The sequence below is a fragment of the Streptomyces sp. NPDC001970 genome (assembly GCF_053594115.1).
Map to the genome: position 1 here is coordinate 1 of NZ_JBSFDW010000066.1, position 22,831 is coordinate 22,831.

Annotated in this window: 22 protein-coding genes and 1 pseudogene; 11 read left to right on the forward strand and 12 right to left on the reverse strand. The window is 70.2% G+C overall.

What is annotated here, in order from left to right; genetic code table 11:
- The first annotated feature begins 192 nt into the window (after positions 1 to 192).
- The 3 genes from ACWCP0_RS40120 (at position 193) to ACWCP0_RS40130 (ending at position 4,361) form a co-directional block, all read left to right on the forward strand.
- Positions 193 to 2,220, forward strand: coding sequence for a SpoIIE family protein phosphatase (locus tag ACWCP0_RS40120; protein WP_451083659.1), 2,028 nt, complete (start codon positions 193 to 195; stop codon positions 2,218 to 2,220).
- Positions 2,221 to 2,799: 579 nt separating this feature from the next.
- Positions 2,800 to 4,062, forward strand: a complete 1,263-nt coding sequence (locus tag ACWCP0_RS40125) for a PucR family transcriptional regulator (RefSeq protein WP_451083660.1) — start codon at positions 2,800 to 2,802, stop codon at positions 4,060 to 4,062.
- 86 nt (positions 4,063 to 4,148) lie between these two features.
- Positions 4,149 to 4,361, forward strand: coding sequence for a ferredoxin (locus ACWCP0_RS40130; protein ID WP_451083661.1), 213 nt, complete (start codon positions 4,149 to 4,151; stop codon positions 4,359 to 4,361).
- Between the two features lie 91 nt (positions 4,362 to 4,452).
- On the opposite strand, the gene ACWCP0_RS40135 is transcribed toward ACWCP0_RS40130, so the two are convergent.
- Complete coding sequence (locus ACWCP0_RS40135; protein ID WP_451083662.1) at positions 4,453 to 5,457, reverse strand: hypothetical protein; 1,005 nt, start codon at positions 5,455 to 5,457, stop codon at positions 4,453 to 4,455.
- A gap of 219 nt (positions 5,458 to 5,676) precedes the next feature.
- Here ACWCP0_RS40135 and ACWCP0_RS40140 point away from each other — a divergent pair, with 219 nt between their 5' ends.
- Positions 5,677 to 6,207 (forward strand): TetR/AcrR family transcriptional regulator, encoded by a 531-nt coding sequence (locus ACWCP0_RS40140; RefSeq protein ID WP_451083663.1) that lies wholly within the window; start codon positions 5,677 to 5,679, stop codon positions 6,205 to 6,207.
- A gap of 72 nt (positions 6,208 to 6,279) precedes the next feature.
- On the opposite strand, the gene ACWCP0_RS40145 is transcribed toward ACWCP0_RS40140, so the two are convergent.
- The 3 genes from ACWCP0_RS40145 to ACWCP0_RS40155 form a co-directional block, all read right to left on the reverse strand.
- A complete protein-coding gene (locus tag ACWCP0_RS40145; RefSeq protein ID WP_451083664.1) occupies positions 6,280 to 6,516 on the reverse strand; it encodes a hypothetical protein in 237 nt (78 codons plus the stop codon).
- Between the two features lie 253 nt (positions 6,517 to 6,769).
- On the reverse strand, positions 6,770 to 7,987 hold the full coding sequence (locus ACWCP0_RS40150) for a PP2C family protein-serine/threonine phosphatase (RefSeq protein ID WP_451083665.1): 1,218 nt from the start codon (positions 7,985 to 7,987) through the stop codon (positions 6,770 to 6,772).
- A gap of 1,659 nt (positions 7,988 to 9,646) precedes the next feature.
- A complete protein-coding gene (locus tag ACWCP0_RS40155) occupies positions 9,647 to 10,180 on the reverse strand; it encodes an ATP-binding protein (protein WP_451083666.1) in 534 nt (177 codons plus the stop codon).
- 196 nt (positions 10,181 to 10,376) lie between these two features.
- Here ACWCP0_RS40155 and ACWCP0_RS40160 point away from each other — a divergent pair, with 196 nt between their 5' ends.
- Positions 10,377 to 10,976, forward strand: a complete 600-nt coding sequence (locus ACWCP0_RS40160) for a TetR/AcrR family transcriptional regulator (RefSeq protein WP_451083667.1) — start codon at positions 10,377 to 10,379, stop codon at positions 10,974 to 10,976.
- A 348-nt stretch (positions 10,977 to 11,324) separates the two neighbouring features.
- Here ACWCP0_RS40160 and ACWCP0_RS40165 read toward each other — a convergent pair.
- Positions 11,325 to 11,407 (reverse strand): annotated as a pseudogene (locus ACWCP0_RS40165) (HipA family kinase); the annotation flags it as partial.
- A gap of 176 nt (positions 11,408 to 11,583) precedes the next feature.
- Here ACWCP0_RS40165 and ACWCP0_RS40170 point away from each other — a divergent pair.
- The gene (locus ACWCP0_RS40170) at positions 11,584 to 12,069 is read left to right on the forward strand and encodes a Rieske (2Fe-2S) protein (protein WP_451083668.1); all 486 of its coding nucleotides are present in this window, start codon (positions 11,584 to 11,586) and stop codon (positions 12,067 to 12,069) included.
- On the opposite strand, the gene ACWCP0_RS40175 is transcribed toward ACWCP0_RS40170, so the two are convergent.
- Positions 12,056 to 12,712, reverse strand: a complete 657-nt coding sequence (locus tag ACWCP0_RS40175; protein WP_351234658.1) for a cysteine hydrolase — start codon at positions 12,710 to 12,712, stop codon at positions 12,056 to 12,058. The genes ACWCP0_RS40170 and ACWCP0_RS40175 overlap by 14 nt on opposite strands.
- Before the next feature lie 139 nt (positions 12,713 to 12,851).
- Between ACWCP0_RS40175 and ACWCP0_RS40180 the strand changes: the two genes are divergently transcribed.
- Positions 12,852 to 13,319 carry a pyridoxamine 5'-phosphate oxidase family protein gene (locus tag ACWCP0_RS40180; RefSeq protein ID WP_451083669.1) on the forward strand — a complete coding sequence of 156 codons (468 nt, stop codon included), beginning with the start codon at positions 12,852 to 12,854 and terminating at the stop codon, positions 13,317 to 13,319.
- 129 nt (positions 13,320 to 13,448) lie between these two features.
- Here the strand turns inward: ACWCP0_RS40180 and ACWCP0_RS40185 are convergent, their stop codons facing one another.
- Positions 13,449 to 14,348, reverse strand: coding sequence for a LysR family transcriptional regulator (locus tag ACWCP0_RS40185; RefSeq protein ID WP_451083670.1), 900 nt, complete (start codon positions 14,346 to 14,348; stop codon positions 13,449 to 13,451).
- A 38-nt stretch (positions 14,349 to 14,386) separates the two neighbouring features.
- Between ACWCP0_RS40185 and ACWCP0_RS40190 the strand changes: the two genes are divergently transcribed.
- Positions 14,387 to 15,406: an EamA family transporter gene (locus ACWCP0_RS40190; RefSeq protein WP_451083671.1), complete on the forward strand. Its 1,020-nt coding sequence runs from the start codon at positions 14,387 to 14,389 to the stop codon at positions 15,404 to 15,406.
- A gap of 74 nt (positions 15,407 to 15,480) precedes the next feature.
- Here the strand turns inward: ACWCP0_RS40190 and ACWCP0_RS40195 are convergent, their stop codons facing one another.
- On the reverse strand, positions 15,481 to 16,812 hold the full coding sequence (locus ACWCP0_RS40195) for an aminotransferase class I/II-fold pyridoxal phosphate-dependent enzyme (protein WP_451083672.1): 1,332 nt from the start codon (positions 16,810 to 16,812) through the stop codon (positions 15,481 to 15,483).
- 36 nt (positions 16,813 to 16,848) lie between these two features.
- On the opposite strand from ACWCP0_RS40195, the gene ACWCP0_RS40200 reads away from it, so the two are divergent.
- Positions 16,849 to 17,520: a pyridoxamine 5'-phosphate oxidase family protein gene (locus tag ACWCP0_RS40200; RefSeq protein ID WP_451083673.1), complete on the forward strand. Its 672-nt coding sequence runs from the start codon at positions 16,849 to 16,851 to the stop codon at positions 17,518 to 17,520.
- Between the two features lie 33 nt (positions 17,521 to 17,553).
- Here the strand turns inward: ACWCP0_RS40200 and ACWCP0_RS40205 are convergent, their stop codons facing one another.
- The 3 genes from ACWCP0_RS40205 to ACWCP0_RS40215 all read right to left on the reverse strand — a co-directional run bounded on the left by ACWCP0_RS40205 (position 17,554) and on the right by ACWCP0_RS40215 (position 20,316).
- The gene (locus ACWCP0_RS40205; protein ID WP_451083674.1) at positions 17,554 to 18,525 is read right to left on the reverse strand and encodes a DMT family transporter; all 972 of its coding nucleotides are present in this window, start codon (positions 18,523 to 18,525) and stop codon (positions 17,554 to 17,556) included.
- 164 nt (positions 18,526 to 18,689) lie between these two features.
- Complete coding sequence (locus tag ACWCP0_RS40210) at positions 18,690 to 19,745, reverse strand: EamA family transporter (RefSeq protein WP_451083675.1); 1,056 nt, start codon at positions 19,743 to 19,745, stop codon at positions 18,690 to 18,692.
- 40 nt (positions 19,746 to 19,785) lie between these two features.
- A complete protein-coding gene (locus tag ACWCP0_RS40215; protein ID WP_451083676.1) occupies positions 19,786 to 20,316 on the reverse strand; it encodes a Clp protease N-terminal domain-containing protein in 531 nt (176 codons plus the stop codon).
- Between the two features lie 203 nt (positions 20,317 to 20,519).
- On the opposite strand from ACWCP0_RS40215, the gene ACWCP0_RS40220 reads away from it, so the two are divergent.
- Positions 20,520 to 20,948 (forward strand): type II toxin-antitoxin system Rv0910 family toxin, encoded by a 429-nt coding sequence (locus tag ACWCP0_RS40220; protein WP_451083677.1) that lies wholly within the window; start codon positions 20,520 to 20,522, stop codon positions 20,946 to 20,948.
- Positions 20,949 to 21,139: 191 nt separating this feature from the next.
- Here the strand turns inward: ACWCP0_RS40220 and ACWCP0_RS40225 are convergent, their stop codons facing one another.
- Positions 21,140 to 21,727, reverse strand: coding sequence for a PadR family transcriptional regulator (locus ACWCP0_RS40225; RefSeq protein WP_451083678.1), 588 nt, complete (start codon positions 21,725 to 21,727; stop codon positions 21,140 to 21,142).
- Positions 21,728 to 21,866: 139 nt separating this feature from the next.
- On the opposite strand from ACWCP0_RS40225, the gene ACWCP0_RS40230 reads away from it, so the two are divergent.
- On the forward strand, positions 21,867 to 22,706 hold the full coding sequence (locus tag ACWCP0_RS40230; RefSeq protein ID WP_451083679.1) for a PhzF family phenazine biosynthesis protein: 840 nt from the start codon (positions 21,867 to 21,869) through the stop codon (positions 22,704 to 22,706).
- The last annotated feature ends 125 nt before the right edge of the window (positions 22,707 to 22,831 follow it).

The window sequence follows — 22,831 nt, forward strand, 5'->3', positions numbered from 1 at the left end:
CTCCGCGCTGTCCACCACGCTAAGGACGGCCGTGAGGCAATCCACCGGACGCAGAACACGAGAAAGCCGGCACCCTTCGTATCCGGGACCCAACAATGGTCACCAAAGGCAGCAAGCGCGTTTGTCGGAACAAAATGAAGAGAGCAGGTCAGACAGGTTTCGTCACCAGTGGCCCGAAGCGCTGACCGGGCGATGAAATGGCTGGAATGCGATTATTGGAGCTGTGAGGGTGCTCGCTCGACGATCGCGAGGGAGCGACAGGTGGACGCCTCGGACGAACTCCTTCGACGGGCCGAACCGTCGGCTCTGCTGTACCCGGACGGCATCGTCCGCTCCCTGAACGCGGCCATGACCGCGGTGCTCGGCAGGCCGGAGGAGCAGTGTGTAGGCCGATACGTATGGGACCTGGTGCCCGAAAGTCAGCGAAGCGTGGTCGAAGGCATCGTGGCCCACGCGAGCAAGCAGAAGCTGGCGATGCGGGTGCTGGAGCTTCCCAGGCCGGGCAGGCCGTCTCTGGTCTTCCTCGTCGAGGCGCGGTCCATAACGCCCGCCGGGGGTGGCGAGCAACTGGTGTGGGTGCACGCGCTGAACGTGCACAACGACCTCGGCAGCCTGCTGATCCCGTTCCAGCTGTCGGCAAAGTCCGCCGGCCTCGGATTGTGCATCTACCACCCTCAGGTGCAGCAGCTCGAGTGGCTGGGAGGCGCACCCACCGTTGGCGCACTGTTCCCGGAGACCTCTGTGTCTTTGCCCTGGGTGGTCCGGCACGTCCACCGCGGTGATCGGGGCTCCCTGCGACGGCTCCTGGTCTCGGATGCCACCCTGGGCCCCTGGACCAGCTTGCGGTTCCATGCCGATCAGGGTGACTGGTACCAGCTGGCCTGCCAGACCCGTCGGATCCAGCTGGGGTATGACGGCCCCGAGCAGGTCTTTGGGATGATCCGCGACGACACCAAGCACGAGGCCCGGCAAGAGGAAATGCTGGCCGCGCTGGGGGCCGAGCGGCGCCGCGCCTACGGGATCACCGAATTCTCCTCCGCCCTCATCCGCACAGCCACCGAGCAGGAACTGCAGCAGGTCGTTCTGACCCGGCTCGCCGCGACCTTCGGCGGTTTCGGCGCGGCGCTCGCGCTCGTCGACGACGACGGGCACCTGTTCGTCTCCTCGGATGGCGTGCCCACGTGGCGGGCCGACAACCGCCGTTGCATGTTGCTGGACGATCAGCTCCCGCTGGCCCAGGTGACGCGCACCGGCGAGCCGCTGTTCATCGCCGATCGGGAGGAATTTTCCCGCCGCTGGCCCCACGCGGACACCATCCTGCTGTGGCCACGCCCCGACGTCGCCGTGTCGGTCACTCCCCTCGGCTCTGCCGGCGACCAGCCGCTCGGGGCTTGGGTGGTGGCCTACGACAGCGGGCACCGCCCGTCCCCGGAAGAGAGTGCCTTCGTGATCACCCTGGCCGAGCTCGCTGGCCAGGCACTGGTGCGCATCAGATCGCAGCAGGCGCGCGTCGAGCTGGCCACGGCGGTCCAACAGCACATGCTCCCGACGCTGCCCGAGCGTCTACCGGGCCTGGAGGTCGCCGCCCGCTACCGGCCCTGCCGCTCCGGGCTCGACATCGGCGGAGACTGGTACGACGCCTTCCTCATGCCAGATGGCACGGTCGCCGTGGAAATCGGCGACGCCCAGGGGCACGACGTGGAAGCGGCCGCCTTCATGGGACAGGTGCGCGGCTCCATGCGCGCACTCGCCTCCCACGAGCCGGACCCCGGAACCGTGCTGACGCACACCAATCAGCTACTCGTCACGATGGACGCACCACGCTTCGCCAGCTGCACCATGCTGCGCATCGATCCGCGCAGCGGACAGGTCACCGGCGCCAGCGCCGGCCACGTGCCCCTGCTGTGTGCACACGACGACGGCAGCCATGACATCCGCCTGCTGCCGGGCGGCCCGGTCCTGGGAATCCTGCCGGACTCCGAGTACCAGCAGGAGACCTTCACGCTGGACAAGGGCACCGCGCTTGTCATGGTCACCGACGGCTTGGTCGAAGCGCGGGACCTCTCGCTGGACGCCGGACTGAAGCAAACCGGAACACTGGCCGCCCAAGCCCTCCACGACGGACTGAGCGCCGAGGAGACCGCTGACCGAGTCCTCGACGCCGCAATCGCGATGAACCACCGCGACGACCTCGCCGTGTTGATCGTCCGGCGCACATGATGGCGCTCGACTCGCTCATTCAGGCGGTGTGTCTCGGGTCTCGACCCAGTCCGCCACCCGCAGCCGTGGCCAGATCCCGACCTGCTGTGTCTTCTGCCCGGTCATCGCGCCTCCCACGGGCCTCGCCGCTCCGGCAACTCACGGCCGCGCGACGGCCGCCGTCCAGGGGGTGCGCGGTGCGCGACTGCGGCGCCCTGCACGCGCGCGTCAGGACGACATTCCAGGCGGAGCAGGGAGTTGCTCACCGCCGCCTTGGAAGGCCGTCCTGAGAGGATTTCCAAGGGACAGATGGCGGCCGGGCGCAGGCTCCGCCGGGCCTCTCCCGCTCTGCGTGGCTCCCCGAGGCTTTTCACTCGGGGGCGAATGGCCGCGCGTACCTCGATCCTGCCGCCTCTGAAAAGCCGTCCCCAACTAAGGCGCGGAGCGCACGAAAGCCCCCTGGGCCGCAGTACGACCTTCGGGTTGGAATTGGTGCCGATGAACCAATCCGTCGGCGGTATTCGCGCAGGCTGGCCGGAGTGCGGCCTATCGCGCCCCGAAGAAGCGGATAGGTCACGAACCACTCTGTAGGATTGAGGTATGGCTGCGGAGCATCCAGAGGCCGCAAAACAACTCTCCGTGGTCGCGGAGAACGTGGGGTCACATCTCACGGAGGTCAGCCGCGACATAGGGGAGCACGTTCTTGCCCAGATCCCGGAGCTCAGGGACGACGCAACCGTCATCAAAATCCTGCAGGCGAGCATCGCGGAAAATGTCGCCACGTTGCTGCACATTTTTGAGAATGAAATGTCTCTGGACAACGTCGAGGGGCCTGCAGCTTATTTTGAGTACGTCAGGAGGCTGGCTCAGCGGGACATCCCCCTCACTGTGATGACCAGGGCCCACAGGTTCGGCCACTTGCGTTTTCTGGAGTGGTGTCTGGACGAGCTCGACCGACAGGGCGCCGACTACGAGCTCTTCACCGCGACCCACCGGCGCATGCTGCAGCTGAGCTTCGGTTACAGCGACCGGGTGGCCGAACCTGCCACCATGGTCTACCAACAGGAACGCGATCACTGGCTGCTCAGCCAGACCGCCGCGCGCGCCGCGCGCGTGCGAGACCTCCTCGCCGAGAAGGACATCGACCTCAACTGGGCCGAACCAGCCCTTGGTTACCGGCTCCGGCAGAACCACCTCGGGCTGGTGGCCTGGTTGCCCACGCTGAAGGGTGAGGGTGCGGGACTTGCTCTACTCGACCGGATCACCAACGAGATCGCCCGGAAGCTCGACTGCCCCGCCAGGCCGCTGTTCGTCCCCCGAGACGCGGTTTTGTCCTGGGCTTGGCTGCCGCTCGGCTCGCGCAGCGACGTCTCCTCGGAACAGGTGTCGAATGTGGTCGAGCGCAGCGATCCTCCCGTTCACGTGTGCGCTGGGTGCGTGGGGTACGGCATCGAGGGATTCCGCTCCACGCATCGGCAGGCATTGCGCACGCAGGAACTCGCGGCAGTGGCCAGTCCAGCCCCCCAGTTCACCGACTTCTCCGCCGTCGCTCCCATCGCCTTGATGGCCACGAACGTCGACGACATGCGCGCTTGGGTGTGGGGCATCCTGGGGCCTTTGGCCGTCGATGACGAGCACAGCGCACGGCTTCGGGAGACCGCGCAGATCTTCCTGGACACCGGCTGCAGTTACACCGCCACCGCCAGCGCGCAAATTCTGCACAAGAACACGGTGCAGTACCGCATCCGGAAAGCCGAGGAAATCATGGGGCACCCAGTCCAGCAAGGGCACAGCGATCTGGAAGTCGCGCTGCGCGCCGTTCAATACCTCGGCTCAACGCTCCTTCGTACCCGCCCCGCCTGAAATGCTCGATGATGCCATCACTGGCGGATCCAGCGAGTGCATGGGACGAAACAGCCGACCACCAGGGTGTCGGAAGGGGCGTCCACATGAAGGTCGTTGTGGATCTTACGCGGTGCCAGGGATACGCCCAGTGTGCTCTTGCCGCGCCGGATGTGTTCTCGATACGCGGGGACGAGGCGCTGCTGTACGACCCGGATCCGGACCCCGCGCAGCGGGAGAAGATCGCGCGAGCAGCGGCGGCCTGCCCGGTCCAGCCGTGCGAGTCGATCACGGTGACCGTGGTGCCTGGCAGCGGCTGACGGGACGGATCGGTGACCCGCCCGGTCAGCATCGGCTCTTCGTCGCCGAAATGGTGCTGGTGTGGGGCAACGGCGACGGGCTCGGGCAGCATCACCGTGGGATCTTCCGCAGGGGCCCGGGGACATACTCGGTCATGGTCTGGTCTGCTGCCTCCTGCGCCAGGCGCCGTTGATGCCTGAGGTAGCCGAGCAGGATGAGCGTGGCGCCGGCAGCGGTCCAGGCGCAGAGCACCGCTGTGGGCCGCAACAGTTGGCTATTGCCGAAGTAGCCGACGCTGCGCAGGGCATCGACGGCGTTCCCCATGGGCAGGATCGGGTGCAGGAAGCTGAAGAAGCCTGGCACGAGTTGGACGGGGACAGCGCCGCCGCTGCTGGGCACGCCGAGCAGGACGAACAACGTGATCGCGATCCCGGGGAAGAACCCGCCGAAGAAGGGCACCAGGCCATAGGCGGTCAGCGACACGGCCTGGGTCAGCAGGAACAGGTACAGCAGGGCCAGCGGATTCGGCGGGATCACCTGCACCACATAGGCAGCCGCGAGGTAGGCGACAGAGGCGACCACCACCCCCCAGCCGATGCTGGTGGCTACATGTGCCCACCGGCCGAAGCCCACCGCGTGCTGCATGGTGATCACCATGAAGTAGGCGGCGACAACGCAGGCCAGGACGACGTACAGCAGGCTGGAGCCGGAGGCATCGCCCGGCACGGTGGGGACCAGTTCGCGGAAGGCGAGCGTGCCGCCGGCCCGTCCCGCAACGGCGGCGAAGGTCTGGCGGACAACCGTCTCCAGGGCGGCGCCGTCCGCCCTGGCCCCGTACAGCCGCGGATGGTGCCCACCTGGCACGTATGCCGCGACCGCGCTGTGGTCCAGGACGGCAGCACGGGCCTCGGCGGCGCCGGCCGTCGGCCGGAGGGTGAAGCCACCCGGCGCCGCCACGTCGAGCTCGTGCTGCAGCCGCGCCGTGGCGGCCGGCGAAGCGGCCACTGCGATGCTGACGCGATGCGGCGCCGGGTGATGGAAGGCCGGCAGGTAAGAGAAGAGCAGCCCCACCAGGAAGAGCGCCGGGAGCCACAGGCCCATCGCGAGCGTGCGCACGGCTTCGCCGACGCGTTTTCTGTCTGTCTGCCCCTGTGTTACGCCGCCACGCTATGAGAACATCTGCAGTGATGCAAACTTTCACCAGTGCAATATTATCGGCCGGATACGCTGACACTCACACATTGCGGAAAGGACCGGGTCTCCATGCAGGCAGCAGCTCCGGGGCTCCGGGAACGCAAGAAGGCCGAGACCCGCGCGGCCCTCCGCGCAGCGGCCGTGCGCCTGTTCCTCGAGCGTGGCCCCGCCGCCGTCACGGTGAGCGACATCTGCGAGGCGGCCGGGGTCTCCACACGGACCTTCTTCAACTACTTCGATGCAAAGGAGGAAGCGCTCCTGCCCTGGGACAAGCACCTCATCGAAGAAGTCATCACGGAACTGGCCGCGCGCCCGGCTGCCGAGCCGCCGCTCACCGCGGTGCGCCAGGCGATCGAGCAGACCTTCCCCAGCCTCACCGCCAGCACCGGCTGGCAGGCTTGTGACAGGGTGCTCACGGCATACCCCGAACTGCGCACAACGATCGTCCACGGGATGATCCGCAATCAGACCAGGCTCGCCGATGCCCTCGCCGAACGCGCCGGGCAGACAGCCGGCAGTCTCTACCCGCAGCTCCTCGCGGGCGCCGCGGCGTCAGCGTTCCGCGCGGCCTTCAGCGTCTGGGCACCGGAAACCGGGACCGCAGGCCTGCAAGCGCTCGTCGGCGAAGCCTTCGACCGGCTCGCCGCCGGCCTTCCCCCCGAGTCGAACTGACCCGGCGACCGCCGCCGACCTCCCGCATGCTGGGGAGGCCGGCGAGGCCAGATCACGCCAATCCGGCGACGCCTAGGCTTCGAGGGGGTAGGTCAGGGTGTGGTTGGGGACGGTCGCGCCGGCGTGGGCGGGCCGGGCGATGCCGTCGTCGATGACGGCATCGCAGGCGGGGTCGGTGCAGCGGCGGGTGGCGCCGTGCCGGATCAGGGGCGTAGACCAGGCCGCTGGGGCGACCAGCAGCGACATCGGCCCGCCTGCCTTGCTGTACCCCACCAGGACCCAGACGACGTTGGGTTCTTCTATGGGCACACCCCCGATCGCAGGGGCTCGCTCCGAGCTTCGGATTCATCGGGCCTGATCGGCGCGAGGTGACCCTGACCTGCATGAAGGGCCCTCGTATGGTGCCTTGGCCGAGCTTCTCGGCCACCCCGATTGACCACGGTTCGCCCCCTGATCGGGCACGCATCGGGCATGGGGTACACGCTTCGGGCAGGGGGGTAGGAGTCGACGCGGTCGGCGCGCGGTTGGAGCCCGTGCATCAGTCGGCAGACTCCGTCGCCCCTCAAGGAGTGTGGCCGCGCTGTACGGGGATCGCGACTTCCGCCGGTTCCCGGCCAGGTGGTGTGACGCGGTGGGCGACGAGGGCGGAGAGGTCGTCGTCGAGGGTTCCGTGACAGTAGGCGAGCAGGTCCTGGTGGAGGCGGTCGAGGAGTTGGCGGGGCGGGGCGAGGGCCCATCGGTGGACGCGCTGGGCGAGGGGGTAGAAGGTCCCGGTCCGGTCGCGGGTCTCGCTGACGCCGTCGGTGTAGAGCAGCAGGCGGTCGCCGGCGGTGAAGGGGATGGTGTCGACCTGGTAGTGGTCGCCGAGGAGGTCCGCCATGTTGATGGGTGGTGACGGCGCGCTGGGTTCCACCTCGCGGACTTCGTCGCCGTGCAACAGCAGTGGCGCGGGGTGCCCGCAGTTGAGCACGCGCGCGATCGGTTCCCCGGCGGGGATCTCCACGAGCACAATGGTGGCGAAGCGCTCCAGCGCGCCGTCGGGGACGCTCCGGGAGTAATGGCTCATGACGGTCTCCATATGTCCTGCCAGGGACGGCAGGTCGGGCGCGCTCATCCTCAGCACTCGGAACGTACTGAGGATGACCGAGGCGACCTCGACGGCCGGAAGCCCCTTGCCGCGGACGTCGCCGATGATCAACCGCACCCCGTGCGGGGTCTGCATCGCCTCGTAGAAGTCGCCGCCGATGCGGGCCTGCGCGGCAGCGGCCTGGTAGAGCACCTCGACGTCGATGTCTTCGAGGTGCTGCGGGAGTGGGCGCAGCAGCACCCGCTGCGCGGTCTCCGCCACGGAGCGGACCTCGGCGAGGGTGTGCTCCCGGTTCTGCCGTACCCGGCTGGCGTAGGCGGAGGCCAGGGTGACGGCCGTGATCACGAGCAGGGTGAAATTGCCCGGTGCCCGGCCCAGATTGTGCTCGGCGGCGGAGATGGCGAACCCGGCCATGAGGGCGAGCAGCCCGATGCCCAGCGTGCCGGCCAAGGAGTACATCGCGGCGGCCAGCGCCGGCGCCGCCGCGATCAACCGGTAGAACTGCAGGTGGGGCGTGAAGACGGCCGCCACCGAGTCGACCGCTATCACCAGCAGCGGAATCAGGAGCGCCGGAGAGAACGGTCGGCCCTCTTCCCGTATCCGCCGGGAGAGCCGCTTCTGGGCGATCACCTGCCTGAGCGACCGAATGGCGGTGCCGCGGGTTGCGATGACCCCCCTGACCTGCACACCCATGTCTTCATCCTTAGGCGGAGACGGTTCGTAGAAGCCCGTTTGTGCAGGGAGCCACCTGAAATACGTTCGGCTGACATGGCAGGCATGGCAACGTCACGCGGTTGTGTCCGCCGGCGCGCTGGGTGCACTCGGCCCCTGCGCGACCAGCGACGCCCGACAGAAGCGACGGCGCCGGCGCGGCCTGCGCTCGTGCCCTCTCCCGGAAGGCCATGTGCATAGTGGGCAGCACGCCGGACAGCCCGTCGGTATAGATCTCATTGTGGTAGTTCCCGAACTGCCCACCGAGCTCTGGATTCATCGCGATCAGCCGCCTCGCTTCACCGGCCCCAGACCGTCCGGGGCAGCGCCTTTCAGCATGCAAAGGAGACGAGGCGGCGACCACGTCCTGACCGTACGAACCTATGGCGAGAGCTTGTTGCCGACGCACAATCACCCATCGGACGAATGCGGACCACGACGTCGATGAGCATGTCGTTGCTTCGACCTCGACGCCGTCCACCCGGACCACAGGCTCCGCACCTGGGCCCACATGCTCGGCTTCCGCGGCAACGGCTCCACCACGTCGCGCCGCCACTCGACCATCCTCAGCGCGCTCCGCCATCTCAATGGACACGAGAGTGCCCGCAACACGGTCCTTGACCAGGGATGGGCGTCCTACCCGTGGGCAACCGATCGGCTACCCGGCCTCGAATGCGTCGTAGTCCATGGTGTGCGGACTCGTGTTCTCAGGCGCTGCCCTGCTTGTACGTCGACCGGCGGCGGGCTTGTACGGCCCGGCAGCTGCACCGGTAGTTCGAGGAGATGCCCCCCTACGCCTCACGCGCGACCGTCGTCCGCCCCAGCATTGCTCCGCGTGCTCGAAAGCGGAGAGCCGGAGTACAACAGTGCCCGCGCCGGACGCTGCACGCCGTCGTAGCCCCGCAACGCGCAGCCCGCGGAGCACTTCAGCGGGGTTTCGTCGTCTCACGCGGCTCTCACACAGGTCTCACCAACTGTGCGACTCCCCTGGACCATGAGGCTCTGACCTTGCATTAAGCACCCGTCCGGGATTGGCTGGACGCCCCTGGACGGTCGTTACGACCTGTGCCAGGTGTGACCGTCACGGCCCAGGGCGGGCACCCGTCTCGCTATCAGTGGCCGGACGCAGTGCCTTCGAAGGGACGGGTACGCACAGGGCGGAGATCTTGGAGCCGAGATCACCCCTGGGATGCCGGCTGAGCGCCCGCTGCAGTCACTCAGCGTGCCTGCGACAGCGCCAAGTTTCGTCTCCCTCCGTCGGTCACGGCGGCCCTCCCTGGGGAGAATCTGGGGAGGATCAGCGCTGCAGGGGAGCGTCTGGGGAGGATCGACCACATAAGACGGCACGCCCCTGAAAGACCTGAAAGATTCATCTGCGCTGGTCAGAGGCGACTGAAGCTGCATCGCTCCAGGTCAGCGCGACGTGGTAGACAACTTCATGACGTACGTACCGAGATCGTCGGCCTCGACGATGCCCGGGAGAGCCCGATGGCCTCGCCGTGTGGCCGAACCGCCCTCACGCAGGGGCGTGACGTAGCGGGTCGCTGTGACTTCGGTAAGGATTTTCCCAGGCTATCCGCCGAGAGGGACCAGTGATCCAAAGCGAGTCGCCGGCCTCCGGCATGGAGGGCATCAGGACGGTCAGCGGAGGGGATCTGCCGCCGGACGGGCCGCATACGCGTCGGTGCGGGCGGGGTTCGGCATCGGGAGTGCGAACCACGTGATCTTGCCCGTGTCCGTGCCGGAGCTGCCCCAGTCCTCGGCGAGCATATCGACGAGTTCCATTCCGCGCCCGCCTTCTGCGTCGGTGTCGGTGATGCGGCGCACCGGGACGGCGGAGTCGGCATCCTCCACTTCGCACAGGAGGCGCAGCCCGCGTGTACGCAGGTTGAGTCGCACAGGGCCGTGCGTGTGGCGCAGGGCGTTGGTCACCAGCTCGCTGACCAGCAGTTCGGCGGTGTCGGCCAGGTCGCTCATGCCCCAGTCGCCCAGTTGGGCGGTCACCATCCGCCGGGTGCGGCCGACCGAGGCCAGTTCACGAGCCACGGGCCAGGACGCATTCCAGACCTGGGCGCAGGCGGCGGGCGCGCTCAGCGGTCGCAGGGGCCCCACGGTTCGCGACCAGAGCGCCAGGTGCCGGGCGAGCCAGGACATCGGGGCATCGTGGGCGGCCATGCTGATCAGTCCCTTCCGGGCGGGGCCGGTCACCTCGGCATGACGAGGATCTGGCCGGGTCGGGCCGGGGCGTGCCGCTGGACCCGGGATTCATGTAGCGGTCGCTACATCATCAAATATACATGTAGCGGATGCTACAGTAAAGAGGCGGATCAAATAGGTAATCTCGGGCATTCTCATCGGAGTGGGAGTCTTCATGCCGCGATCGGCTGACCTGGACAAACGTGCAGATCTGCTGCGCCGGGTCCGCGAGTACGTGACCCGCAAAGGACTGGTGGACCTCTCGTTGCGCCCGCTGGCACAAGCGCTGGGCACCAGCGACCGCATGCTCCTCTACTACTTCGGCAGCAAGGAGCGGCTGGTCGCCGAGGCGCTGGCCATGGACGAGACGCGTCCGCTGCTGCGCTTCCACGATGCGCTCGACACCTTCGGCGCACCCGAGGACGCCGCGGACCTGCGGCGCTTCATGGAGCACCTGTGGCAGCAGCTCACCGCTCCGGACCGCCGCGCCATGCTCGCCGTCACCTTCGAGGTCATGACCGCCAGCCTGCTCCACCCCGACCGGTACGGCCCGGTCATGCACGACGTCCTCACCGAATGGACGGACCTGCTCACTCGCCTCTTCGTCGACCTGGGCATCCCGGGGGAACGAGCCCGCGACGAGGCCACCCTTCTGGTCGACGCCACCTTCGGCCTGCTCCACGCTCCGCTGGCTCGCGGCGACTGGGACCGGGCGGGCACGGCCTTCCGCACCTTGCTCGGCCGTCTCGAGCCCGGCTGGCGAACAGCGGAGTGAAACGGTCGAGGGCGGAGTCCAGCATTCTCTTCGTCAGCCGATCCCCGGCCCGCGCTCGGCGGTCAGCCTGATCCCAGACGATCACGGCCCGACCGCGCTCGTGCGGGAAGGACGACGCCGGCGCACGGTCCACGTCCGCGGGCCGGCACCCGCTCCGGCCCACGGACGTCCAGGCGCTCAGAGGCTCTGTGCGGGCCGGTCGAGGAGTCCGGCGCCGACGACCGCCGTCTGTGGACGACACCACCCCGCCGGGGTGCGGGCGGCCGATGGTGACCCGGCCTCTGTCCGTCGCCGCGTATCGGCTCACCTGCAGGTCAGGGCCACATGGCCGCAGGAAGGACCAGGTCGACGCCCCGTCCCCGGGGCGTACATGACGTAGCGCCGAAGTCGTCGGCCTCGACGATGCCCGGGAGCGAAGCGCCCTCACGCAGGAGCCTGGCACCGCGGGTCGCGGTGACTTGGGCGTCTCAGGAGTCTTCGGAGAGCATTGCGCACGACTCCTGCACGGTTTCTCCGGCGTGGCCCGTTGAACGGGGTGCCCCCTGGTCCCGTACAACATCAAGAGCGGCCCGAACCGGGGGCCGACCGTGAAAGGGGAGTCGGGTACATGACCGGAACGCAGGGACCGGCACTCAAGGTGGCACGACGCACCGTCGTGGCGGCGGCAGGCGGAGCAGGGCTCGCCGCGGCGCTGACGGCGTGCGGTGGCTCAAACGGCTCGGGCAGCGTGGGCGAGCAGCCCGCCGACAGCGGCGGCACGACCGGCGATTCCGGCGGCAGCACGGGAGGTTCGACGGAAGGTGGTGGCGGGGGCAAGGTCCTGGCCAAAACTGCGGACATCCCGGAGGGCGGCGGTGTGGTCGTCGGCGATGTCGTGGTGACCCAGCCGACGGCGGGCGAGTTCAAGGCCTTCTCGTCCAAGTGCACCCACCAGGGCTGCGCGGTGAAGGACGTCACCGACGGCGAGATCATCTGCCCCTGTCACAACAGCAAGTTCGACGCGACGGACGGCAGCGTGAAGAGCGGACCCGCCACCACGGGCCTGCCGGCTGCGTCGATCGTGGTCGACGGGGACTCGATCAAGCTCGCGTGACGGGCGTACGCCGGGGACGCTTCCAGCAGGCGAGCACGTCGTCGGTGGTGGTGACCGTGGCGACGAGCGACAGGGTGTTGCGGATCATCGCGGGGGTGTACTCGGGGGGCACCCCCGCGATGGCGTCCCCCGGGACGACCGCCGTGTAGCCGAGATTGACCGCGTCGAAGACGGCGTTCGGGATCGCCACATTGGCCGAGACGCCCGTCACGACGAGGGTGCGGCAGCCGAGGTTGCGCAGCAGCGCGTCGACGTCCGTCCCGGCGATCGGGGACAGCCCGTGCAGCCTGCGGACGACGATGTCCTCGTCCGCGACCTCGATCGGCTCGGCGATCCGGACCGCTCTGCTGCCCGACAGCTGCTGTACGGGCAGACGCTCGGCGGCCCGGAAAAGGCGCGCGTTGCGGTTCGAGCCACGCCCGTCGGGACGCCGTTCCGCGACCGCGTGGAGGACCTGCACCCCGGCGTCGTGCGCGGCTGCGACGAGCCGCGCGACCTGGGTCAGGGCGCCCGATGAACGAGCCGCTGCGGCGAGTTCGGGCAGGGCGCCGTCCTTGCCGACGACACCGTTCTGGCACTCGACGGTCAGCAGCACCGTCCCGGCCGGGTCGAGCTGCTCCAACAGCTGTTCGAACGACGGCATGTCTGCGCCCTCCTCGTCGACGCGTCCGGCGGTTCGCCGGGCGCGCGACGGTAACCGGCATTGCGCCATGAGGGAAGAGCGTCCATGATTTCTGACACCTGGTCAGTTTTCGGGAGTCAGCTATCGGGAGGGGCCTGGGATGGCAGAGACGCAGCGCCGTGGCCGCCGGATCATGATGACACCGGCCGAGCTGGACGCATTCCTCGCCGCACAGCGCACCTGCCGGGTGGCGACGGTGTCGGCCGACGGGCGGCCGCACGTCAGTACCCTCTGGTTCGCCTGGGACGGGACATCCCTGTGGCTCTACTCGATCACCCGCAGCCGCCGCTGGACGGACCTTCGCGGCGATCCCCGGATCGCCGTGGTCGTGGACGCCGGCGAGGAGTACGGCGACCTGCGCGGCGTGGAGCTCTCGGGCACGGCCGTCTTCATCGGCGAGTCCCCGCGAACCGGCGAGCCCTGCCCCGAGCTGGAGGCCCCCGAGCGTCTCTTCGCCCGCAAGAACTTCGGCCTGGACACGATGCCGCACGACGGCCGCCACGCCTGGGCCCGGCTGACACCGGACGCGATCGCATCGTGGGACTTCCGCAAAATCGGCGGACTCTGACGCGGGGCCGCACCGATACCGGCCACGCCCGGCCCGTCCGGCCTCCGAGGACGGCCACCCGGGCCACCCGGGCGGCACGGAGCCGCTTCGGAGCCCGTCACCAGGGCGAACCGGGAGGGGGCCCCGCAGTCAGACCGCCGCCCCGGCCGACCGCAGTGCCTCCACCACCGCCCGGATCGACGGCCGCCTTTCCGCGTCGGAGCGCCAGGTCGCGTAGATGTGCCGGAGCATCTTCTGCCGTACGGGCACGAGCCGCACCCCCTCCGGCGCCGGCCCCCGCCCCAGCCTCGGCGTCACGCACACCCCGAGGCCCGCCGCGATCAGCGCCAGCTGGGTGTGGTGCTCGCCCGCCATGTGCGCGATCCGGGGCTCGACGCCCTTGGCGCGGAGGGTGAAGACGAGCCACTCGTAACAGAATTCGCCCTCCGGCCAGGACACCCAGTCGTCGTCCGCGAAGTCCTCCAGGTCCACCTCCGCTCGCCCCGCGAGCGGGTGGTCCGCCGGCATCGCGACATCCGCCGCGTCGTCCAGCAGCTGCGCCCGGGCCAGCCCGCCCGGCACCGGCAGTCGCTTGTTGCTCCAGTCGAGCACGACGGCCAGGTCGAGGTCGCCACGCATCACCTGCCGTACCGCGTCCTCGGGCTCCAGCTCGCTGGTGCGCACGCGCAGTCCGGGATGGGCGGTGCGCAGCGTCCCGACGGCGGCCGGGAACAATCCGCGCGCCGCCGTCGGGAAGGCACCGATCCGCACCTCGCCGACCACCTGCCCGCGCTGCGCCTCGATGTCGGCCTGCGCGATCTCCACCTGGGACAGGATTCGCGCGGCATGATCGGCGAGCAGCCGCCCGGCGTCCGTGAGCCGCACACCCCGCCCGTTCTTGGCGAGCAGCTGCTGCCCGACCTCCCGCTCCAGCTTCGCCATCTGCTGCGACACGGCCGATGTCGTCACATGCAGCCCGTCGGCGGCGCCGCTCACCGAGCCGTGCCGGGCCAGCGCGTCCAGCGTCCGCAGGCGCTCCAGGTTCAACATGTAAGCAATGCTAAGCCAAACACTCAAAGAAGTCTCGCTTGTCCTACGAGATCAGGGCGGCGAAGCTGGACGTCATGAGCACCGCCGCGCCGACGTCGCGCACCTCCGCACCCGCCGCCTCGAAGGCCCCGTCGCGGGCCTCCACCCCGCCGCCCTCGGCTCCTTCCGCCACCACGCGCCGTCCGGCACTCGACTGGCGCGTCAGGTTCGCGGTGCTCGCCCTGATCTGGGGCTTCAGTTTCCTGCTGATCAAGCTCGGGACGGAGGCGTACGCACCGTTCCAGGTCACCTTCGGCCGGCTGCTGTTCGGCACGGCCGTCCTCGCGGTGGCCATGGCGGTCAGGCGCGAGCGGCTCCCGCGAGGGCTGCGCACCTGGGGCCACCTCATGGTCGCGGCATTCTTCCTCAACGCCCTGCCGTTCTCGCTCTTCGCCTACGCGGAGCTGACGATCCCTTCGACGCTCGCCGGTATCTGCAACGCCACGTCGCCGCTCTGGGGCATGGCCCTCTCCCTCGTGGCGCTCTCGGAGGACCGGCCGACCCGCCGCCGCGTCGCGGGCCTCGGCATCGGATTCCTCGGCGTCCTGACCGTCCTCGGCGTGTGGCAGGGATTCTCCGGGCTGGATGTGACCGGGACCGCGATGGCGCTGCTCGCCTCGCTGAGCTACCCGGTCGGCTGGATCTACGTCCGCCGCACGCTCGCCGACTCCGCCCACTCCCATCTCTCGCTCACGGGCGCACAGCTCCTGCTCGCGACACTCCAACTGGCGCTGGTGACTCCACTGTTCACCACGCTTCCCGCGTCCTTCCCGGTGGTGCCGTTGCTCGCGGTGATCGCCCTGGGCGCACTCGGGACGGGCTTCGCGATGCTCCTGCAGTACGGGCTGGTCGCCGAGGTCGGCCCCACGACGGCGACGATGGTCACGTACTTCATCCCCGTCATCGCCACGGCGGCCGGCGTGCTGCTGCTGGACGAACGGCTGGGCTGGAACACGCCGGTCGGCGCGATCGTCGTGCTCGCGGGCGCGGCGCTGACACAGAGCAGACGTCAGCGGTAGCCGCGCGCCGGCAGTGGCCCGGCGGCCGGCGTCAGCCGCAACGCCGCTTCGGCAGCGGCGGGAACCTGAGGGCCTCAGCCGTAACTGCGCGCCGGCAGCGGCCCGGCGGCCGAGGCCACCGCGTCGGCGAGTGCGTCGATGTCGGCCATGGCCAGCCCGGAGACGGTGAGCCGGATCCCGGGCGGTGCCGACAACCGGAAGCGCGCGCCCGGAGCCACCGCCCACCCGGCGTGCAGCAGCCGCGCCACGGCACCGGTCTCGTCGGCCACGGGCACCCACACGTTCATCCCGCTGCGTCCGTGCGCCTCGAGGCCGCGCTCGGCCAGTGCGCGCAGCATCGCGTCCCGTCGCTCGCCGTACGCGCGGGCGACCACGAGCGGGTCGACGACACCCGCCGTCCACAGTTCCACGACCGCGCGCTGCACCAGCCGGCTGACCCAGCCGGGGCCGAGCCGCTGCCGTCCGAGTACCCGGTCGACGGTCAGGGCGTCGCCGGTCAGTACGGCCAGCCGCAGATCCGGCCCGTACGCCTTGGCCGTCGACCGCACGAGTACCCAGCGGTCCGTCGGCCCGGCGAGCGGGTACAGCGGCTGGTCGACGATGGCGTGGCCGTGGTCGTCCTCGATGAGCAGAACCCGCGGATGGCGGGCGAGGACTCCGCGCAACTCCTTGGCACGCGGCTCGGTGATCACGGATCCGGTGGGGTTCTGGGCGCGGCACGTGACGATGAGCGCCCGGGCTCCTGCGGTCAGGGCACGCTCCACCTCGTCGGGGCGGGGCCCGTCCTCGTCGAGGGCGACCGGGACGGGCCGCAGCCCCAGCGCGGGGATCAGGTCCAGCAGACTGCCCCAGCCGGGGTCCTCGACGGCGACGGCGTCCCCGGGCCTCAGATGGGCGCCGAGCACGCGCTCGATCGCGTCGAGCGAGCCGGAGGTGACGGCGATCGGCCCGTCCGGCACCCGGTCGGCGTCCAGCCCGGCCCGGGCGAGCCGCGCCAGCTCGGGGTCGACGGACGCCTCGCCGTACCGCACCGGCCGCTCGTCCTGCCGGCGCGCGGCGGCCGCGAAGGCGTCGTGGAGCGGGGGCAGCAGTGCGACGTCGGGATTGCCGTCGGAGATCTGGCGCACGCCGGGCGGTGCGTCGACGCGCAGCGAGTCCCGCGCCGTGGTGGCGGGGCGCGACCGTACACGGCTGCCCTTGCGCCCCGCGGTCTCGATGACGCCGCGCTCGCGCAGCGTGCGGTACGCGGCCGCGACGGTGTTCGGGTTGACCCCCAGCTGGGACGCCAACTCCCGCATGGGCGGCAGCAGTTGCCCGGGAGCGAGGTCCCCGGCGCCGACCCCGCGCTCCACGCTCGCGGCAATCTCCGATGCGCGACGACCCACGATCCGATACTCTCCTAGCACAAAAGACAGTATGCACTAGTGCAATGGAGATGGCAAATGGCCTCGCTGCCGACGGACTCCGCCTACCGGACGACCGAGCGCACCCACCCCACCCGCGGGCGGAATCGCGCCTCCTACGACCGCGAGCTGGTGCACTCGATACTCGACGGGGCGTACGTCTGCCACCTGGGCTTCGTCCGCGACGGAGCGCCCGTCGTGCTGCCGACGCTCTACGGCCGGATCGGCGAGACGCTGTACGTCCACGGCTCCACCGGCTCCCGCCCGCTGCGCATGGCCGGGCAGTCCGCTCCGGGCCTCGAGGTCTGTCTGACCGTCACCCACGTCGACGGGCTGGTCCTGGCGCGCTCGGCCTTCCACCACTCGATCAACTACCGCTCCGTCGTCGTCCACGGGACCGCCCACCAAGTCACCGACGAGGAGGAGAAGCGCACCGCACTCGACGCCCTGGTCGATCAGGTCGTCCCGGGCCGGTCCCACGACTCCCGCCCGGCGAACGCCAAGGAGCTCGCCGCCACCGCCGTGCTCCGGCTCGACCTCGACGAGGTCTCCGCCAAGGTACGCACCGGCGGGCCGAGCGACGAACCCGAGGACGTCTCCCTGCCGCACTGGACGGGCGTCGTACCGCTGATTCACGGCTACGGCACGCCGATCCCGGCGGACGACCTGGACGCTGCCGTCGCGCTGCCCGACTACCTGTCCGCACCGTAGGAGCGCCCGCGGGCCCGCCCCTCGCCTCGTACGTCAGCCGGCGAGGGCCCCCGCGGCATCCCGCCCGAGCGCCGCCGGCCGGGCTTCCTGCCAGGCCAGGCCGACGACCGCGATCAGCAGCAACGACGTCCCGGCCACCGTCGCCACGGTCAGCCTCTCGCCGAGCGCCGTCACCGCGAGGACCGCTGCGCTCACCGGCTCCAGCAGCATGATCACGGAGACGGTCGCGGACCTGACGACCGCGGCGCCCGCGAAGTAGAGCGCGTACGCGAGCGCCGTCGGCACGGCGGCGACGTACACCAGCAGCCAGACCACCCTCACGGGATCGGCGGTGTGTGGCAGCAGCCCCTCGACGAGCGCGAACGGCAGCAGTCCGACCGCGCCGACCGCGAACGTCCAGGCGGTCGTGGAGAGCGCGTCGCCGCCCTTGCCACCCCGCCCGAGCCAGCGGGTCAGCAGGGTGATCGCCGCATAGCCCGAGGCCGACAGCACGGCCAGCACCACCCCGAGCGGGCGCACCGTGCCGCCCTCACCGCCCAGGACGAGGACCACGAGTCCGGTGAGCGCGCCCGCGACGGCGGCGACTCCGCCGCGCCCGAGCCGCTCCCCCATCGTCAGCTTCGCCCCGAGGGCGATGAGGACAGGCCCCGCGCCGAGCGTGACGACCGTACCGACCGCGAGTCCGGTCTGCTCGACGGCGGCGAAGTAGGCGCTCTGAAAGACCGTCAGACCCGTGCCCGTACCGAGGATGCGCACCAGCCGGCGGCGGCGCGGCTCGGCCTCGGAGGCCGGCCTGCGCGGGCGCAGCGCGAGCACGCCGGCGAGCAGGACGAGTCCGCCGAGGCAGCGCCAGAACGAGAGGGCGAGCGGGCCGAGGTCACTGACGCCGAAGACCAGCGAGGCGGCCGCCCCGGCGGTCCCCCAGGCGACACCGGCCACGACGAGATAGAAGAGGCTGCGTCCGACGGGCAGGCCGGAGGCAGCGGTGGAGGAGGAATTCGACACGTGGATGCTCCGTGTGCAGAGGACTGGACGGTTGACCGCTGGGCTCCACGCACGGGCAGCGACGAACCGCCCGGGGGTCACGACACCCCGAGCCCGGTCCTCGTCAGCGGATGGCCGCCCGCGCTACGCGGCGGGCGGCGGAAGAACAGTCGAATGCACGTTCGTCACCCTATGTCACGGCCGGCCCCGCCGACAACCGCGCCCGACAATTCCGCCCCCGAGGCCCCGGCGTCCGGCAACTCGGCGTCCGATTCGGCGTCAGGCACGTCGGCAGTACCCCCCGGCCCGCCACCGACGACGGGCTCCGAAGGCGCCTTCGGCGTGGACGACTGGGCGATGAACGCCCCGACGAGCACCACGGCTCCGCCGAAGATCTGGGGCGCGGACAGAAGCTCCCGCAGCAGCACCCACGCGAGCACGGTCGCGATGACCGCCTCCAGGCAGGCGACGACACCGGCGACCTGCGGGGAGAGCCTGCGGACCGAGATGACGCCGGTGACATACGCGACGACAGTGGCGATCAGCACGATCCACCCGAGCAGCAGCGCCGCCGGCACGGCCGTACCGCCCATGCTCGCGCTGCCGCCCAGCACCGACCAGTCCATGCCCCACGGGCGCGCGACGACGGTCAGGACAAGGGCACCGATGAGCAGACCGTACGCGATCACGCCGAGCGGGTCCGGGGCGTCCTCGCCGTCGCCCCCCTGGTCGGACAGCACGAAGTAGCCGACCTGGCAGCATGCGGCGCCGAGGGCGAGCAGCAGCCCGACCACATCGAAGCTCAGCCCGGACCACACCTCGACGACACACGCCAGCCCGCCGACGGCGAGGACCACACCGAGCGCCGCGGCCCGGGTGACGGGGCGGCGCTGGACGAAGCGGACCCAGGCGAGCACGAGGGCGGGGGCGAGGTACTCGATCAACAGCGCGACGCCGACGGGGATCCGGGAGATCGCGGCGAAGTAGCACGCCTGGACACCGGCCACCGCGAGCAGGCCGAAGCCGGCGAGCAGCGCCGGTTTGCGTATCAGCAGGTCACGGTGGCGCCAGGCGACGGGCATCATGACGACGGCGGCGCCGGCCACCCGCAGCCACACCACATGCAGCGGGTCGAGCCCCGCCTCGATGAGCGGCTTGGCCGCCACTCCTGAACCACCGAACGCGAACGCCGACGCCAGGGCGAGTCCCAGGCCGGCGCTCCTTCCCTGAGACGCACGCATCGGCACATCATGGCAGCCCGCGTCAGGAGCGTCACATCGGTCACACCTGTTGAGACAACTCCCCGATGCGCCCCGCCAGCCGGGCCGGGTCGACCCCCGCGCGCTCCAGCACCTCGACGGCCCGGGAATCCCGGTCGGCGGCGACGGCGGCCAGCAGATCCAGGCCGGTGGCACGCGGTTCGCCGCGCAGCGCGGCCCGCTCCAGGGCGCCGTCCATGGCGGCGGAGGCCGACGGGGACCAGCCCGCGACCCCGGTCTCGCGTGCGGCCGGGACCGTGCCGGAGTCCTCGACCGAGCTCTGCCAGCGCAGCCCGTACCCGATGCTGCGCTGGACGAGATACCCGAGCACACGGGCAACCTGTCCCGCACCGTCGAAGGCCGCGCGCACCTCGGCGTCCGCTTCCATCAGGGAGTGCAGCAGATGGGCGGTGTCGACCTGCCGGTCGCCGTCCCGCAGCGCACGCCTGCGCGCACCCGCGACGACCGACGCCAGCTCGGCGGTGAGCCGGGCGTCGGTCGCGGCACGCATGGGTGCGGGCTGCTGCGGCAGCCGCGGGGCAGGGACTTGCACACTCCCACCTCATCAGCCTCCCCCGGCCTGGGACATCCCCGCACGGGAGCATTTGGGCATCCCACCGAAGGTGGGCACACCAGCCCCGCCCCTCCTCCTTGCGGAGGAGAATCACGTCGATCTGACGGTTCATCAGTATTGAATGTTCGAGGCCACGCGGCTACGTTCCGCGACACCGGTACCCGTCGAGAAGGGGTGGTCGCATGGCCGAAGTCAGTGCAGAGGCACGTATCGAGGCGCCCGCCGGGAAGGTCTGGGCACAGCTCACGGACTTCGCCTCGTACGGCAAGTGGAACGCCACCCACACCAACTTCCCGCAGGGCGGCCCCGACACGCTCGAGGCCGGCGCCACCTTCGCCGAGAACATGAAGCTGATGGGCTTCCCCGCCGAAGTGACCTGGACCGTCGAGGAGCTGGAAGCGGAACGCGTATTCGCAGTCAAGGGCAAGGGCCCCATGGGCGTCCTCGTCGGCAACCGCTACACGCTCACACCGGACGGCGACGCCACGACAGTACGCATCGACGGCGAGTTCACGGGCGCGGCGGTGTCACTGATGGCGGGCAAGCTCAAGGACTCGGCGACCGCCGCGCTCAACGAGTCGCTGCGGAAGCTGGGCGGACTGGTGACCTGAGGCGCAGGGCAGGCGCCGGGCAGGCACAGATCGCAGGCAGGCGGCATGCGGGGCCCCCGCGACCATGGGTCGCGGGGGCCCCGCACAGACCTTTCCGCCTGATGCACCTGGCCGACCGCAGCCGGCGATGGACAGATGACGACCGGCAACTGACAGATGACAGATTTCACCGCCTGTCAGCCGCCGGGCCGTCAGTGCTCGTCGGCCAGGATCAGATACAGCTTCTTGCGCGCCTCGTTGATCACAGAGATCGCCTTCTGCCGCTGCTCATGGGTGCCGGTCTTCCAGACCTGACTGAACGCCTCCATCAGCCCGAACCCGGCCTGCCGGATCTCGTTCATGGCCTCCCAGTCGACACCACGGCCGGCTTCCTCCCACGGGGCGTCCGGGACCGAGTCAGCCTCGGCGCGCCCGGCGTCGGTGAGCGTGAACAGCTTCTTGCCGCCCTCACTCTCGCTGGCGATCAGCCCTTCGTCCTCCAGCAGTTGGAGCGTCGGGTAGACCGAGCCGGGGCTGGGCTTCCATGCCCCGCCGCTGCGCTCGTCGATCTCCTGGATCATCTCGTAGCCGTGCATCGGACGGTCCTTCAGCAGCACCAGGATCGAGGCGCGCACGTCACCGCGCCGCGCCCTCCCCCGGCCGCCGCCCCGACCGCGTCCGCCGGCCCACGGCGGCCCGCCGAACCCCGGCCCGAAGGGACCGAAGGCGGCACGCCGCGCATCGAAGTCGCCCCGACCCTGATGGCCGGGTCCGCAGTTCCCATGTCCATGTGAACGCATCGCTACGCTCCTTCCATCGTTGATCTGTCGCGATGCGTCAACGATATATCGGAATGCATCGTCTGACAATCGCCAATCGGTCCAGCTCCCTGGAATTGGCCTTGGCCTGCGGCTTTACCGGACCTCTACGGTCATCGGCATGCGGATTCGAATCGTGGACGCCTTCACCGACCGGCCCTTCGCGGGCAACCCCGCAGGGGTACTCCTCCTGGACACCGGCTCCTCCGGCAGCTACGACGCCTTCCCCGACGACAGCTGGCTCCAGAACGTCGCGAGGGAGGTCAACCTCTCCGAGACGGCCTTCGCCCACCCGCTGCCCGCCGGCGGCGAGGCCGACTGGGCGCTGCGCTGGTTCACCCCGGCCACGGAAGTGGACATGTGCGGACATGCCACGCTGGCCACGGCCCATGTCCTGCACACCACGGGCGCGGCGACCGGCACGGTGCGCTTTGCGGCACGGTGCGGGATCCTCTCCGCCACGGCGCACGAGGACGGCACGATCACGCTGGACTTCCCGGTGTCGCCGCTGACCCCGCTCGAGGCCCCGGAGGGTGTCGCCGAGGCGCTGGGGGCGGTTCCCCTGTCGGTGCTCGATACCGGTGAGCACATCGGCGATCTGCTGGTCGAGCTGGCGGACGAGGCGACGGTGCTCGGCCTGGTCCCGGACATTCGGGCGCTGGCCGCCCACTCGAAGCGCGGGATCATCGCCACCGCTCCGGCCGCGGATCCGGCCGGCGACTACGACTTCGTCTCGCGCTGCTTCTTTCCGAACGTCGGTATCGACGAGGACCCGGTCACGGGCAGTGCGCACACCGCGCTCGCCCCGTTCTGGTCGGCACGGCTGGGGCGCTCCGAGCTGACGGGGCTCCAGTGCTCGGCACGCTCCGGTCGCGTACGCACGGCGCTGCGTGGCGACCGTGTTCTCCTCACCGGTCGCGCGGTGACCGTGATCGACGGCGAGCTCAACGCCAGGCCATGAACTGCAGGCGGTGACGGATGAGGGGTGGGGGGCCGCGGCCGCCCACCCCCCGGGGTCGCCCGGGATCTCTCCCCTCCCGGCCCAACGTGGGCAGCCCGCACACTTTCCCCGCCCGCAGCGCGTAT

Coding starts and splice junctions, on each gene's coding strand:
- ACWCP0_RS40130 (WP_451083661.1), top strand. CDS start 4,149: ATGAAGGTCGTTGTGGATCTTACGCGGTGCCAGGGATACGCCCAGTGT.
- ACWCP0_RS40120 (WP_451083659.1), top strand. CDS start 193: ATGAAATGGCTGGAATGCGATTATTGGAGCTGTGAGGGTGCTCGCTCG.
- ACWCP0_RS40225 (WP_451083678.1), bottom strand. CDS start 21,727: ATGCGTTCACATGGACATGGGAACTGCGGACCCGGCCATCAGGGTCGG.
- ACWCP0_RS40180 (WP_451083669.1), top strand. CDS start 12,852: ATGGCAGAGACGCAGCGCCGTGGCCGCCGGATCATGATGACACCGGCC.
- ACWCP0_RS40150 (WP_451083665.1), bottom strand. CDS start 7,987: ATGGGTGTGCAGGTCAGGGGGGTCATCGCAACCCGCGGCACCGCCATT.
- ACWCP0_RS40200 (WP_451083673.1), top strand. CDS start 16,849: ATGGCCTCGCTGCCGACGGACTCCGCCTACCGGACGACCGAGCGCACC.
- ACWCP0_RS40155 (WP_451083666.1), bottom strand. CDS start 10,180: ATGGCCGCCCACGATGCCCCGATGTCCTGGCTCGCCCGGCACCTGGCG.
- ACWCP0_RS40210 (WP_451083675.1), bottom strand. CDS start 19,745: ATGCGTGCGTCTCAGGGAAGGAGCGCCGGCCTGGGACTCGCCCTGGCG.
- ACWCP0_RS40160 (WP_451083667.1), top strand. CDS start 10,377: ATGCCGCGATCGGCTGACCTGGACAAACGTGCAGATCTGCTGCGCCGG.
- ACWCP0_RS40230 (WP_451083679.1), top strand. CDS start 21,867: ATGCGGATTCGAATCGTGGACGCCTTCACCGACCGGCCCTTCGCGGGC.
- ACWCP0_RS40185 (WP_451083670.1), bottom strand. CDS start 14,348: ATGTTGAACCTGGAGCGCCTGCGGACGCTGGACGCGCTGGCCCGGCAC.
- ACWCP0_RS40125 (WP_451083660.1), top strand. CDS start 2,800: ATGGCTGCGGAGCATCCAGAGGCCGCAAAACAACTCTCCGTGGTCGCG.
- ACWCP0_RS40170 (WP_451083668.1), top strand. CDS start 11,584: ATGACCGGAACGCAGGGACCGGCACTCAAGGTGGCACGACGCACCGTC.
- ACWCP0_RS40220 (WP_451083677.1), top strand. CDS start 20,520: ATGGCCGAAGTCAGTGCAGAGGCACGTATCGAGGCGCCCGCCGGGAAG.
- ACWCP0_RS40175 (WP_351234658.1), bottom strand. CDS start 12,712: ATGCCGTCGTTCGAACAGCTGTTGGAGCAGCTCGACCCGGCCGGGACG.